The following is a 14,918-nucleotide window of genomic DNA, read 5'->3' as shown; positions in this document are numbered from 1 at the left end:
ATTTCTTTATTCGGTCAAATGCTTGCTCTTTTTTTGCATTGCTAAGGTTTTGGCGTTAAATAGCGCATTAAAATAAGGTTATAATCTTCAGTTGGTCCAATATCTTGAAAGTTTAATTTTGGGCTATTCGAGTTTTTAATAAAAAAAATAAAAGCACAAAAATAGTAAACATTTAATACTTCAATGTTTTTTATTATCAGCTAAATTATTACTTCATAATTATAATTTCTTACTCCGATAAAGGGACATCATTAAACATCATTAATTTAAACGAACCATCCTCTTGTTGTTCTACCATCCAAATACCGGTATTTGTTATTTGAGGAAAACCATTTAAAGGATTTTTTGTAAGCATTCTTAAAACTGCTTTTCCGCTGCTTCCATGTCCGGATAAAAGTATCGTTTTATGAGAAGCACTGCGTTCATCAATTAATTCTAGAACACGATCGATAATTACCTTCGCCATCGCATTTTCTTTTGCACTCTCGGAATGATCTCTAGGAAATCGCATTTTCTTAAATTCATGCAAACCATCTTTACGCAACGTAAAATAAGGAGCTTCTTCTGGAAGTAAAGTGATAGCATCTCCAGCACCTAGTATTTTATCGGTTGCTGTATGTTCTGGTAAATCTGGCGAAACCATAAGATTGGTTGCATAAATTTCAGCAAGTTCTGGCCAAATCTCTGCTTTCATTTTGGAAGCTTCTAGATATAGTAATACGGTTTTTTTACAACGCCATGCAGGACTTACGGCTACAAAGTCGAAATTAAACCGGTTTAACTTATTAGTCACTCTGGACAGTTGCATAATTCCTTTAGGCGTAAATGTACTATGATCACCAACATAAGAAGGCCATTCGCTTTCTGGGTATATTCCCCATTCTTTTTTAACATTATGTCCACCTTCTGCATGTCTTATATAGTAAATTCGAAGCTTCGATTTTGTGGAGTCTTTCTTCTGAATTACTTCGGTATTGTTAGAAGTTTCATTTATATTGCTTTTCGGAAGTAGCATTCCAAAAATGAAGATTCCGATGACAATAGGAAAGGTTAGTAGTAGCTTTTTCATGGGATACTATTTGAAGGTCAATTAGTTTAATTCGGAAACAAGGATTTTACATCTTTCTCTGTATGCATTTAAAACGTCGATGTAATCTTTGTTTCCAACTAAGTTATTCTGCTCTTTAGGATCTTTTATGATATCGAATAATTCCTCATAGATTGGTTGTTCATCTGTATCTATTGTTTGTTCTGGAACGTATTTATTTCGATCGTTTTCTTTACTGAAAGAGCGAATGTATTTATACTGTTTACTTCTTACACCTTCTTGTCTTGGGTAGCCTTGATCGGTAAATAAGTTTTCTAAAAAGATATCTTCTCTCCAGTTATCATTTTTACCATCTATTAATGGAAGCATACTTTTTCCTTGATAGGATTGCGGCGTTTGTACACCACACATTTCTAGTATCGTTGCAGGAATATCTTGTCCGACTACCAATTCCTCAATCACTTTTCCTTTTGTTTTATCCTTGAAAAATGGCGAATACACAATCATAGGAACATGCACCGATTCATCATATAAAATGGTTTTTCCACCTAATCCGTGTTCGCCTAAAAACAAACCATTGTCGGAACAAAATACAATAATGGTATTATCCGCTTCGCCAATTTCCTTTAAAAAGGCACGTAAATTACCTACCATCAAATCGATAGCGTAATTAGCGCGATCCATTTTTAGCTTTTCATTTAATAATTTGCCTTTATTAGCAGTGACATAATATTTCATTAAATCGGATGTCGCATACACATTTTCAGGTAAGCTAATATCTTGAGGATAGTTATCCGGAAATTCCATTTTATGCTTTACATCGTCATACTTTGTTTTGTAATATTCAGGATCTGTATCGTGGGAACCCATACCTCCAATACTAGAGGCATGCGGAAGATTTAAATTAATCCATGCCGAAAAGGGTTTGTTAGGATCTCTTTTTTGAAGTTGATTTTTAATGGAAGGGTCTGCATTTTCGTAAAAATACTTATAATCATCACCTTGTGTTAAGTAGGCTTTCGTAGCTTCTAATAAACCTTCCACTTGGGTTTTGTTTTTTAGATTGCTGAATTGTTTGTGTTTTTTTTCTGGATAGAATCCTAAATGGCCATTTCCATAATAACTAAAATCGGTGTTTTCGACTAAAGGTGTATCTTTTCTATCTCCAATTTTAGTGTGGTGTTTTCCAATAAAAGCAGTGGAATATCCAGCATTCTTTAATTGTGCTTGCCAACTGTCTTGATAGGTCTTTTTAGAAATCACATGTTTTGAAATATTGGTAAACCCAATTTTGTTTTTTCGTTCCCATTGTGCCGTAAAGATATTTGCTCTGCTTGGTCCGCAAATAGGACTAGTAATATATGCGTTATTAAAAAAGACACCTTCTTTTGCTAGTTGATCGATATTTGGAGTTTCTGCTATAGGATCTCCGGTCATGCTCAAAGAATTGAACCTTTGGTCATCCGAAAAAATAAAAATGACATTCGGTTTTTTTTGTTGTTCTTGTGCTTTGCAGGATATAAAAGAAGCGCATATAAAGATGCTGTATAAAAATGTTTTCATATATTTTTTAATAAGAACTGTAATAGTCATGACCTGGTAGTCGTTTTGTTTTCTTGCCATAACCGAATAGATTTTGCTCTGCTTCCGATTTTGGTAATTCTTGAATACTTAAATCTGTTTTGTTTATTTCTTTGGAAGTAATAATAACAGATTCATTTTGCTTTAAATCAATAGTATAAAAACCATCGGATGTTTCAGGTATAGAAACCGATTTTCCGTCGATATAAAATTCCGGATTCTCAAAATCGACTTGAACGATACAAGCATTTCCTTTTAAACTTTTTACGGAAACAAATTCGGTAACTCCTTCTACTTTTTTAGCGCTTACTAGAAAAGCACCTTGGGTTCTTAAATCATGAAAAGCAACGTCTTTCCATTTTTTTGGACTTGCAGGAAATACACGTATTTTTCCTCCCCAACTTTGCAACATCATATCGTGTACACTGGTTGCAAAAGACAACGGACTTTCAATCACCGGATTGATTTTCCCTTCGGAATACATCGTGGTAGACGAAATATTTTTATGCTTGATTAGAAAATCTAAATAATAATACGCTTTTTCGGCATCGCCTAAATTGGCATACATAGAAGAAGCTCCAGTTGCGGTATAACCCGTTACTGGCATGGCTTTAATTTTCTTTCCGCTATTAAAAGTAACATCTAACCAATGATCTAAAGATGTACGTAATAATGTTTTGTCTTCTTCTTTTTCAGGAGTAATCACCATTAAAGGATAAAAAGCCAATAGATGGGAATAATGTCTGTGCGGATTCGCAAAAGGTCTATCTTTTCCTACCATCAGTCCGTTTTCATCAATTTGAAAATCTACTAAATTGTCTAATAAGTGTCTCCATTCTTTTTTAAGTGGGTCATTTATTTGGTGCTTTTCATCAATGTCGATTAGCGCTTGGCAACTCCAACGAATCAGCGCCAATGTGAAGTTAATGTCTTGACCACGACCTGGTTTGTATTCTGGGGACCAACTATATTTAATATGAATTTTGCCATCTTCGGCATCTACAGGATTGTCTTTTATATAATTCAAATAACTATTCACCGTCTTTTTTAAGATAGGAAATAGTTTATCTCGCATTCGAATATCATCTCCTGCAAATTGGCAATGCAACCAATAATCGTTTAAAATCCACGCTAACATATCTGGCACTTTTGCACCATTAAAAGCGATGAGGTCTTGCGGCATTAAAGCAGCAACGGCAGCACTGTTTTTCCATTGCGGAGGCACGTTGTCTTCTAGGTTTTTGGCGTATCTATCAATGTTGTTTGGTAGAGATTCTCCAATAGACATTCTATTCGCTGTTAAATGTGTCCAATAAATTAATTGCACATTTAAATCACCCCAAACCATTGGCCAAAAGGTTCTGTTATACCAAGGTCCCATTAAATCTAAAATAGGTCCGTTTCCTCTAGAAGCAGATCCTAATTTATACATTTGAATCCAATAGAAAGATTCTTTTTCAGCATCATTAATAGTTAAAAAACTTAAAGGATAATAGTCATGCCACCATTTTTTATGGGTAGATACAAAGTTGTTTTCTTGGATAAGAGCTTCGGCAGTTTCTAAATTTCCAGTAACAATTTCTAGTGAATTATGGTCTGGAAAACAATGATGCACACTCGCAATTAATTGTTGTTTTTCGGAAGGATTACCCGTTATTTTATAACCTGTAGTGGTTTCTCCTCTGTTATCGAATAATGGTTGGTAACAGAAATTGAAACCGTTTTTCTCAGTAAAAGTTGGTTTGGGTGCCATTTCTAGAGTTACTTCTCTCATATTATCCCAAGTACCACCTTCTGGACCACCACCGCTTTTTAAAACTTCATAAACTGGAGGAATAGGATCTTCGGCATGCCAAGTAATTTCTATGTTTTCATCTTTGGTATCGGTTTCCAAATAGATAATATCATTCGTACTATGCGTAAATCCTTTAATTTTATAACTTCCTTGAGACGTTTTTATAGTACCTGTTAATTCGGCATTCCATAAATCTAAACGCATGTCAACTCCGGTAATTTTCCCTTTAGAGCTTAGCTTAAAATGACCCAATGGTAATCTGCTTCGTTTGATCCAAAGCATTTCATCTGCTTTTGTTTCTGCTTCTCTATGGTCGTAATAATCATGACGTCCAATATGCAGGGAGATCACATTGTCTTTTTCTTCGGTTCCTTGATATAATAAAAACCCAACATTACCATTTCCTGAATACGGAGCGGTTTGCCATTTGTCTGGAACAATATCCCAAAGCATATCGTGCTTTGATAAAAAAGATTCGTAACCTACTTTAAAATCGACCTTTTGAGCATTTAGGCTAAAATTATAAAATAGCACGAAGAATAAATAACAATAAGATACTTTAGATATTTTAATTTCCATAGTTAACAATTAACATAATATAAATGCTAAATTATATAACTTACATAGGTGATACTTTCTCTTATCGCTCAAAAACTTGCTTTATACAAGCATAAAGGCATGACATCGTACTAAAATTAAAGCTTTTTATTGTTTGATAAACTGAAGAAATTCACTTTCACCATTTTTAGATATGGTTTTGAAAACATACATCCCACTGTTTAATATTGACACATCGAAAGCAGGTTGGTTGCTTTTAAATTCTAAAATTTTCTGACCACTAAGGTTATAAATAATTGCAGAATCAATTTCTTTTGATAATTTAAAACTTTGCTTTACAGGGTTTGGAAATAAAACAAGATTATTAGTATCTAACTTATTAGCATCAACACTTAATGTTTCGCCATTTAGAAAAGCACCTTCTGGTCTTGCATACGGAATAAAATCTGGTTTTGGAGATTGTACCATTCTATCATTTATAGTCTGCATGATAGCCATTTCATCATCAGTAATAAAACCATCGCTTATTGTGGTACTCCAAGTAATTGCTGCACCTGCATCAGTAAATGTTCTAACAAAACGGTATGCTTGTTCCACTTCAAATATTAAATCGGCTCTAGCAACACTCCATTGCTGCCTGATAGGTGCAAAATAATGTTTTAATGTTAGCTTACTATTATCATAAGTAGACCATGGGTTTTCAGTTATTAAAGGAAATGAATACTCTTCATATGCCCACGAGTTTGGTGGCGCTCCTTGTCCTAAAGGTGTAGGATGGCCTGCTGTAAAATCCATATAGGGGTCATTGGCTTCTAAAAAGAATACTTTATAATCTGTAGGGTCTTGATCGTTTGTTCCATCAGAATCTACCAATATTCGGTTGCCATTTTCATCTTCTATGTACGATTTATCTAGGTTAGAAGCAATGGCAATATTTGGATCTACGTCTCTAATCATATTTAAAAACGGACCTACCTCTACAGCCCTTAAACTAGATAAATTATCAACCCAATACCCATCTACCAAGCCTTTAAAACGTTCAAAATACCCTCTAGCTAACGTTCTCCAGCCCAAAGCTTGATCTCCACCAAATTTTGTGTTGCAATAACTTTCCCATGCTGCTGAAATTTCAGTTTCTATGGCATCAGAAGCTCCTTGAATATTAGATGGGCCACCTCCATTAACGTACAGAATTACTTTTTTCCCTGAAGATTTAAAAACATTAATAATATCAAGTATAATTTGTTCATTTTCTAAGGACGGCACCATGGCTGGATGAATTTCAGTGGCAACATCTACATAAGGATTCCCTCTTAAACTATAGTAATAGCCATGTGCGGGATGTGTGAAATTTGTAATAACATGCCCGACTGCTGGTAAATTATCTGCGATTTCTTGTGCGCCAGCAACCCAATCAAAATTACTTTCATCGTCTAAATTATAACCTCCTGGCAAATTAAACCTTACCCCCCAAGAACCTGATAAAAATGCTGCATTTGCCAGGGTTGGCGTTGGAGCTGTTTGATCTGAACTCCCTGAAATAGTATCGATATAATACGTTGATGTTAACATACCGTCATCTCCAGATGCTAACCCAATCATTATTTGATCGTAACCACCTTCTGCTGCAACATCATCAGGAATCGCGATTCCATCAAAAATGAAATTAAAAGATTCCCAAGTTTCCCCTTCAGAAAATGATAATCCTTCAAACATATTACTTGAATTCCCAATTGATGAATTTCTCAAATAAAGCCTAACTCTTTTACTTTGATTATTTAATTCAGCGGTTTTTATTGATGTATAGGCTTTTAATGAGATTGTATAGGTGGATAAATCGGTTATTGGATTGGTTAAATTAAAAAGGATTGTTGGACTTGTTAGTCCATCTCGTACAAATTTAGCAACCGTGGCATTTGTATTTAAACCGCTAGTTACAGGGTTTGTTTCATCCGTTGAAAAAGTTCCCTTTGCAGCGGTATTAAAAACAATTTTAGCGGTGTTACTTGAATTTTCGTACCAAATAGATTGTGCTTCCATTGCATCTATTCCGATAAATAAAAATAAGATTATTAAGTAGTTTAATTTTTTCATTGGGGCTTAGTTTATATGATTCTAGGTTTAAAATTTCTTTAAAAAAACAAATAGTATTTTCAAAGTAAGTAGGATTTTATTAGTTGTGTTATACTAAATAATTTTAAACAAAGGTACTTGCTCTATTGTTATTGGATTTTCTCTAATCAGTCTATTACTTACTGTAATCAACCAAAAAACCAGTACTAAGCGTCTAATTCTATAATAAGGAGGGAAATAATTAGACTGCTTGATTAGTATACCTTCGTTACGAAGATAATAAAATAAAACATTAACAATCACAGTATCAGACTGTTTTCTTACGTTTTACTTATTTATTTTTTTTTCCGCTTTTCCACAAAACAATTTTATTTATGTCATTTTTAGACGCTTGTCCTTTTGTAGCACGTCCATTAAACACATCCGATTCTAACTGCAACAGAAGCTCTTTTACAATTTCAGGATGTTTTTCATATAAATTTGTAGTTTCTGCTGGGTCATTTTCAATATCATATAATTGAACATGAGGCATATCTTTTGATTCTTTTTCACTAGGTGATGACCAACCTCCTGAACCTTGAGCTAACAACAATTTCCATGGACCTTTTCTGTATGCAAAATGCCCACTGATTGAATGGTGTATTACCCCCATTCTTGTAGAATGAATGGGATTACCGAACAATGCTGGTAGAAAACTCACGCTATCCTCACCACTTTTAGCAGGCATAGGCGCTCCCGTAATATCTGAAAGAGATGCAAAAATATCTGTTAAGCAAATAAGTTCTTTACTCGTAGAACCAGATGCTATTTTATTTGGCCATTTCACAATAAAAGGCACCCGATGTCCACCATCCCACAAATCGGCTTTAGAACCACGATATCCAGCGCTAACTATATGACCTTGTCTCTCTAAGTTAGGAATATTAGCCGCTTTAGAACAGCCATTGTCACTACTAAAAATAACTATGGTATTTTTAGATAAACCATTGGCTTCTATCGCTTTTGAAATAGCTCCAACAGTAGCATCTGTTTGCATAACAAAATCGGCATAATCTCCAAGTCCGCTTTTACCCTGCCATTCTTTTGATGGTACTATTGGCGTGTGTGGCGACCCTAAAGGAACATATAGAAAAAAGGGTTTTCCTTCCTTTGCTTTTGCTTGATTATTGATGTATTCCACAGATTTTTGAGTCAATCTAGGTAACATATTAATTTCATCTTCATGAAGAATTACGGCATCATTTTCAATAACAGCTTTCATATCTCCAGCATGATGAAACCCGTGATAATAATCAAACCCGCGATCTACGGGCCCATCTGGAATACGAGAACCTATTGGTGGTAAACTTTTTCTTGATTTTTTTTCAATGGCCGTTTTTGTAATGGGATCTAAATACTGGAAATTTAAATGCCATTTCCCTATAATAGCGGTATGATATTCTTGATTTTTAAGAAAATTAGCAATGGTAGGTCTATCTTCTTTAATTAAATCTGGAGCAAACCCTTGAACAACACCTCGCTGTAACTCAGTTCTCCAACTGTAACGCCCCGTCATAATACCATAACGTGTTGGTGTACATACTGAAGACCCAGAATGCGCATCTGTAAATACCATGCCCTCTCTGGTTAATTGGTCTATATGTGGTGTTTTAATTTTGCTAGTTTCTGGCGCTAAACTTTGTACGTCTCCATACCCTAAATCATCACACAATATAAATACTATATTGGGTTGTTCTTGTTTTGTTTGAGCTGTTGTGCAAAAACTTAGAAAACCTAAAACGAATGCTATTCCTGTTTGTATTATTTTTTTAATCATGCTACTTTAAAAATTTTTATGTGAAACAAAATAATCAACTGTAATTTTCTCAATCTCTGTTCTGGTTGGATTGATATCCTCCCCAACTTTTCTCCAATTATGACCTGCATTTTCAACAATTATAATCGTGACGGGGGCTTTTATTTTTTTTGCTTTTTCTTCCATGTAATAAGCGTGTTTTACAGGAATTGTTGTGTCTCTATCCCCTTGAATCATTAACAATGGCGCACTATTGTTGGTCAAATAATTAATAGGGCTCATTTCTCTATACAACACTAACTTATCTTTTGGTTTGGTATCAGGCAATAAAATTCGAGGTCCAAATCGATCTCCAAAACCAGCTCTATCATCATCATTAAACAAACTTGTTTTCTCAAAATCACATGGGCCATACCAGGACACACCAGCCACCATGTTATAGGTGTATGCTGCTAATGATGGATCTCCTTTTAGGCTGTCTGTCGAACTCAATAATAACATTTGAGCTATTTGACCTCCCGCAGAATCTCCGAAAGAATAGAAACGGTTTTTATCTATTCCCAATTCCTCACTGTTTTTAGATAAATAGCGAAGCCCGTCTTTACTATCGATAACACAATCGCGCATTGCCGTAGTTCCCTTTTTTTTCCAAAGCCTATAACTTACAGACACGACACAAAACCCCTGTTCTAAAAGTGCAGTATGCACGGTTTTAAAAGACGCATTGGAAGCTCCATGCCTACTACCTGCGGCCCAACCACCTCCATGTGTGTAAATAACAACTGGTAGTTTCTCTCCTGCAGTCCTGTTTTTAGGATAATAAATATCGAGGTATAGATTTTCTTCTTTCGTTTCTTTATACAGTACATTTAATTTTCTTTCTCCTTCGGTATTTAAGTAAGGGATTTTAGTTTCAGAGAACTCTTCTTTACTAATCCCATTATCTTTATTAACATCGAGGTAATTTAAATGTTTCCAACTTCCACTGTTTTCTTTTTCAATAAATAGACCATCCTTATTTTCATCTAATTTCTGCCAAGATTTTTGGAGGTATATGTCACGATACACTCCGTTGGATTGATCCTCTGCTTGCGCAAGTCCTCTAAAAAATGGCAATGTGATACATAGTATTACTAATAAGGTATTTACCTTAAGTTTTCTATTTCTTGTCATAATTCTACTGTACTCCTATTTATTACTAAAGCTCTGACTTTTATAGGTATCTAAAAGGTTATTTAATTCTTCAACGATTTCTGGATGTTCGTTATACAGATTGTTTTTTTCCGTAGGATCATTAATCATATCATATAAAGTTCCTGGAGCTTCGTTAGGTTTTGGTTCTATATTTTTTGGCTTTGTAAAACCACCGGAACCTAATTCTGGAGTGAATTTCCACTTGCCTTTTCTAATGGAAAACATCCCGTAAAGAGAATGATGCACAACAGCTTCTCTAATAGGCGTCTTTATATTAGCTATATAAGCAGGCCACATGTTGTAACTGTCTTCAGCGCCATTTTCTATAGTTGATTGATTTAATATACCAGATAAAGTGGCAAACAAATCTGTGGTACACATTAATTGATTCGATTGTAGTCCTGCAGGAATTACACCTGGCCATTGTGCAATATAGGGCACTCTATGACCTCCTTCATAAATATCTGCTTTTCTACCTTTGAAGATGTAATTTGCACGGTGTGGATATAATTCTTGATCTCTTTCTGTCCAATTTGCCCCATTATCTGAAGTAACTATAATTAAGGTGTTTTTTAGCTGACCTGATTTTTCTAAAGCAGTAACCACAGCTCCTACCGCATCATCTACCATAGTTACGTAATCCCCATAAAGTCCTGCTTCAGATTTCCCTATGGATTCACCAACTGGCAGCCATGGTTTATGAGGAGCCGTTAAAGGGAAATACAAAAAGAAAGGGGAAGCCACTTCTTGTTGATCATGGATGAAAGCAACCGATTCTTTAGTGAAATGATCTAATACCTGTTCAAATACAAAATTAGGTGCTTTTTCTCCTGGTCTCCACATAACACCTCGACCTGCGTTTTTTCCTTTTGTAAATTCGGTTGGTAATTCTACTGTTTTTCCGTTTTCTATATACACATAAGGAGGGATGTCTAAAGAGGCTGGCAGGATGTATGAATAGTCAAAACCTAAATCACTTGGGTCTTTTATTGGTTTACTAAAATCGACATTACTAACGCCGTCTTTTGCTATTACAACTTTGTCTCCATCTTTTGGTTGCATATCTAAACCAATGTGCCATTTTCCAATACAGGCTGTTGTGTAGCCATTGCTTTTAAGATACGAAGCAACGGTTGGTCTGCTTTCTTCTATTAAAGCTGGTTTGCAACCATTTAGCACGCCTTTTTTTAATGGACTTCTCCAAGCATAACTCCCTGTAATGATACCATATCTAGTAGGTGTACATACCGAAGAATTGGTGTGTGCTTCTGTAAAATGATCGCCTTCTTTTAGAATGTTATCCATGTGTGGCGTTTGTATTCCATATTGGATTTACAAGAGGTTATTGAAACTAATATGAAAAGAAATCCTAATGCGTTCATTGATGATTTTATTTAATAGTTGTAGGTGAAATTATTCTTTAAATGCAAATTCTGCTTGTGGCCATTCTCCAGTTATCGCATCGTTTTCTTGAATTTTGCCTAGTGTACTTCTACCTTCTCTTATTTGTTTGATTAACACGTTTTTTAGCTCTTTAACCTTTTCAGGAAATTTATCTGCTATATTATTTTTCTCCTCGATGTCCTCTTTTAAATTGTATAGAATCTCTTCTGTTGAAATATCCTTATGTTTCTTTGTTTCGCCAGATGCCATTATGCCAGAGTTAGGAGACACAATTAACTTCCAGTCTCCTTTTCTAATAGCAAAAACACCATACTTATCATGATGAATAGTTGACTCTCTTACATAATCTCCTATATGGGTTAACAAAGGCATCATGCTAAAACTATCTTCTGCCTCATTATCCTTAAAATCATAATTGATGATTTCTGCACAAGTTGCCATAAAATCTGTAGTACATATGGTAGCATTTGAAACCGAATTTGGTTTTATTTTTTCTGGCCATTTCACTAGAAAAGGAACTCTATGGCCACCTTCTAAATAGCTTCCTTTATAACCACTATAAATATAACTTGGGCTGTGTTTTTTCTTTCTTAAAGTAGCTAAATCATTAGTGGTAGCAAAACCATTATCGCTCGCAAAAATAACCAAAGTATTTTCGTCGATCCCTTGTGATTTTAAGGTTTCAAAAATGGTACCCATTAAATCATCAATCATAATTACAAAATCGGCATAAGGACTTTTAATCTCACTTTGACCTTTCCATGGTGCAATTGGTAACACCGGATTGTGCGGCGACGGTAAGGGCACGTATATAAAAAAAGGTTCTGCCTTGTTGGCGTTTTCATTTATAAATGAAATGGTTTTATTTACAATGTTTGGTAATACTTCTTCGTGTTTAAAATCATCTGCAATGTCACCTCTTATCCAAGTTGCATATGGTTCTTTGTTTTTTGTTTGAGATGTTATTGCCGTTGGAATCATAGTCGCTTTATCATTTTCCAAATACACATAAGGCGGCATATTTAAGGATGCTGCAATCATATAGGAATAATCAAAGCCCATATCATTAGGTCCAAACTTTAAAGGTTGGCTATAATCCATATCCTTGAAATTTAAACGATCTGATTTGTTTGAAAAATGATCAAACTCGGGGCTATTATTTTTCATGGTCCAATTTAAACCTAAATGCCATTTTCCAATATTTGCCGTTTTATAGCCATTATCTTTTAGCATTTGCGCAACCGTTAATCTATCTTTCTGAATTAAGCTTGGTGAGTTTCCCCAAGTCACAAATTCCTTTAGTGGAGTACGCCAATTGTATCTTCCTGTTAAGATGCCGTATCGGGTTGGTGTACAAACCGCAGAAGAAGTGTGCGCATCTGAAAACATCATACCTTCTTTACCCATTTGATCTAAATGAGGTGTCTGTATTTTACTGTTTTCGTTATAAATACTTAAATCACCAATACCTAAGTCATCGGCTAGAATATAAATAATATTTGGCTTTACACGCTCTTGGGCATGAAACACGTTACAAACTAAAAGAAATACTATTATTTTTAGATACCTATTATTCATTGTTTTTAATGTTATAAACTTGTTTCAATTACAAACCCATTTTCACTACTTTCTATGCCGTTTAAATTAACTTCAAGTCCTAAATCTGTTTGGTTCCATTCTACATCTTTATCACTTCCAAGAACTCTAACTTTTTTAACCTCGCCGTGTGTTTTGTTTAAAGAACGAATTAAAATTTTATTTGATGCCGGTACAAGCGATATAGCATATACATTATTTTCTTTAGCCGTAAACCAAAAATCTTTAGAGGTAAACGTTTTTTTAAAACCTTTAGAGGCTCTATGTCCTGTACCATCTAAAAGGGTTTCTTCTTGTCCCTCATTTGGAATTTTCCAACGGGAAGTACCATACACAGCCTCTCTATTAATTTTTATCCAAGCTCCCATGTCACGAAGCCCTTTGGCACTTGCTTCTGGCACATGCCCTACCCCATCTGGACCAATATTTAAAAGGTAGTTACCGCCTTTAGACATGATATCTACGAAGTAATACAGCAGTTCCTCTGTGCTTTTCCAATCTTCATCATACACTTTATACCCCCAAGAATTATTAGTCGTACCACAAGTTTCCCAATATTTATCAATAGTTTCATTAGCAGAAGGAATCTTATTATCTCCAGCATCTAAATAATCTCCAAAATCCCAACCTACTCTTCTATTTACCAACACGTTTGGATTGGTTTCATAAACCATTTTATAAAATCGAAACGCTTGTTCTTCCGTTGTAAAACCTTCACCATCAAACCAAATTAAACGCAATTTCGGCAATAAGGCCAGTAGTTCTTTAATTTGTGGATACGCCTTGGTTTCATAATATGCTGCATGCGTATTTTCACTAGGATCCCACAAGTTTTTACCTGATGGATGCGTAAAAATGCCTAAAGAATCATTTACTTTTTTAACGTTGCCGTAATTACCATCACCGCCCTCATTCCAATCATTCCCATGTGAATAATACACTCCAAAATCAAGACCTTCATTTAAACAAGCCTCATATAATTCTTTTACGGCATCCGCTTTATAAGGTGTTGCATCCACCATATCATACTCCGAACTTTTAGAATCGAACAATGCGAAACCATCATGATGTTTTGAGGTAATTACCACATATTTCATACCTGCCTCTTTAGCTAGTTTTGCTATATTTTGAGCAAACGACTTATCTGGATTGAAGGTTTTTGCTAATTCAGCATAATCTTCTCTAGGAATTTGAAAAGCATGCATCAACCATTCTGCAACTTTAGGACCGGCAATTGGCGAATTATTTATTTTGGTTCCTTTCCACATACCCCCAGCTTGAGAATATAATCCCCAGTGAATAAACATGCCGAACTTTGCTTCTTTAAACCAATCTAAAGCCGCTTGTTTTTCTGGTGATTCGTGCATTTTTAACCATGCTTCTTGGTGTTCTCCTGAACCTAGTGGATTTCTAAAATTGGGAATGATTCTAATTTGTTTAAAATCTGCATCGGTTTCAATGGTTAAAACATGCTTTCCTGTTTTGCTGAATTTAATTGTTTCATTAAATTCTGAAACCATTTGATCATTATAGGTTACATAACTTTCTTGAAAAGGTTCTTCTATCTCTTGATCATCGACATGTACTTTTGCTGAAGTTGTGCTTTCTGGAAATTCGTTTTCAAAAAGCGCTTGAATATTATAAATTATGGGATGCTCAACTTCAAAATCCCAAGAATATGTATTACCATCTTTTATAGCGTCTGTTTTATTTAGCAACACCCAAGTACTTGTTTGGTCAAATGCTTTTTTAACAGGTTCAGCTTGTATGGTTTCAGAATTATTTTTACAGGCGCTTAAGCCCACTAAAAAACAAAAGCAAACATAAAAGGCATGTGTTTTAGTTTTTATCATAATTAAATTAATTGGCAAGAT

At 34.9% G+C, this 14,918-nt stretch carries 9 protein-coding genes; all 9 read right to left on the bottom strand.

The genetic code is table 11. The annotated features are described in order from the left end of the window. Positions 1-229: 229 nt before the first annotated feature. Positions 230-1,069, bottom strand: a complete 840-nt coding sequence (locus Q5N74_RS09495) for a histidine phosphatase family protein (RefSeq protein ID WP_304388548.1) — start codon at positions 1,067-1,069, stop codon at positions 230-232. 21 nt (positions 1,070-1,090) lie between these two features. After that, positions 1,091-2,611 carry a sulfatase-like hydrolase/transferase gene (locus Q5N74_RS09490; RefSeq protein ID WP_304388603.1) on the bottom strand — a complete coding sequence of 507 codons (1,521 nt, stop codon included), beginning with the start codon at positions 2,609-2,611 and terminating at the stop codon, positions 1,091-1,093. Between the two features lie 7 nt (positions 2,612-2,618). Further along, entirely contained in the window at positions 2,619-5,003 is a 2,385-nt protein-coding gene (locus tag Q5N74_RS09485; RefSeq protein ID WP_304388547.1) for a glycoside hydrolase family 95-like protein, read from the bottom strand. A gap of 126 nt (positions 5,004-5,129) precedes the next feature. Beyond that, positions 5,130-7,076 carry a T9SS type A sorting domain-containing protein gene (locus tag Q5N74_RS09480; protein WP_304388546.1) on the bottom strand — a complete coding sequence of 649 codons (1,947 nt, stop codon included), beginning with the start codon at positions 7,074-7,076 and terminating at the stop codon, positions 5,130-5,132. Positions 7,077-7,386: 310 nt separating this feature from the next. Beyond that, complete coding sequence (locus Q5N74_RS09475) at positions 7,387-8,871, bottom strand: arylsulfatase (RefSeq protein WP_304388545.1); 1,485 nt, start codon at positions 8,869-8,871, stop codon at positions 7,387-7,389. Between the two features lie 6 nt (positions 8,872-8,877). Then, entirely contained in the window at positions 8,878-10,023 is a 1,146-nt protein-coding gene (locus Q5N74_RS09470) for an alpha/beta hydrolase (RefSeq protein ID WP_304388544.1), read from the bottom strand. 15 nt (positions 10,024-10,038) lie between these two features. Further along, a complete protein-coding gene (locus Q5N74_RS09465) occupies positions 10,039-11,364 on the bottom strand; it encodes an arylsulfatase (RefSeq protein ID WP_304388602.1) in 1,326 nt (441 codons plus the stop codon). Positions 11,365-11,457: 93 nt separating this feature from the next. Beyond that, a complete protein-coding gene (locus Q5N74_RS09460; protein WP_304388543.1) occupies positions 11,458-13,026 on the bottom strand; it encodes an arylsulfatase in 1,569 nt (522 codons plus the stop codon). Positions 13,027-13,037: 11 nt separating this feature from the next. Further along, positions 13,038-14,897, bottom strand: a complete 1,860-nt coding sequence (locus Q5N74_RS09455; RefSeq protein WP_304388542.1) for an alpha-L-fucosidase — start codon at positions 14,895-14,897, stop codon at positions 13,038-13,040. Positions 14,898-14,918: the final 21 nt, after the last annotated feature.

The organism is Mariniflexile sp. AS56 (assembly GCF_030552475.1).
Lineage (GTDB): Bacteria > Bacteroidota > Bacteroidia > Flavobacteriales > Flavobacteriaceae > Mariniflexile.
Note: the sequence above shows the minus strand (reverse complement) of the source record. Positions and strands in the feature narration are given on the sequence as shown.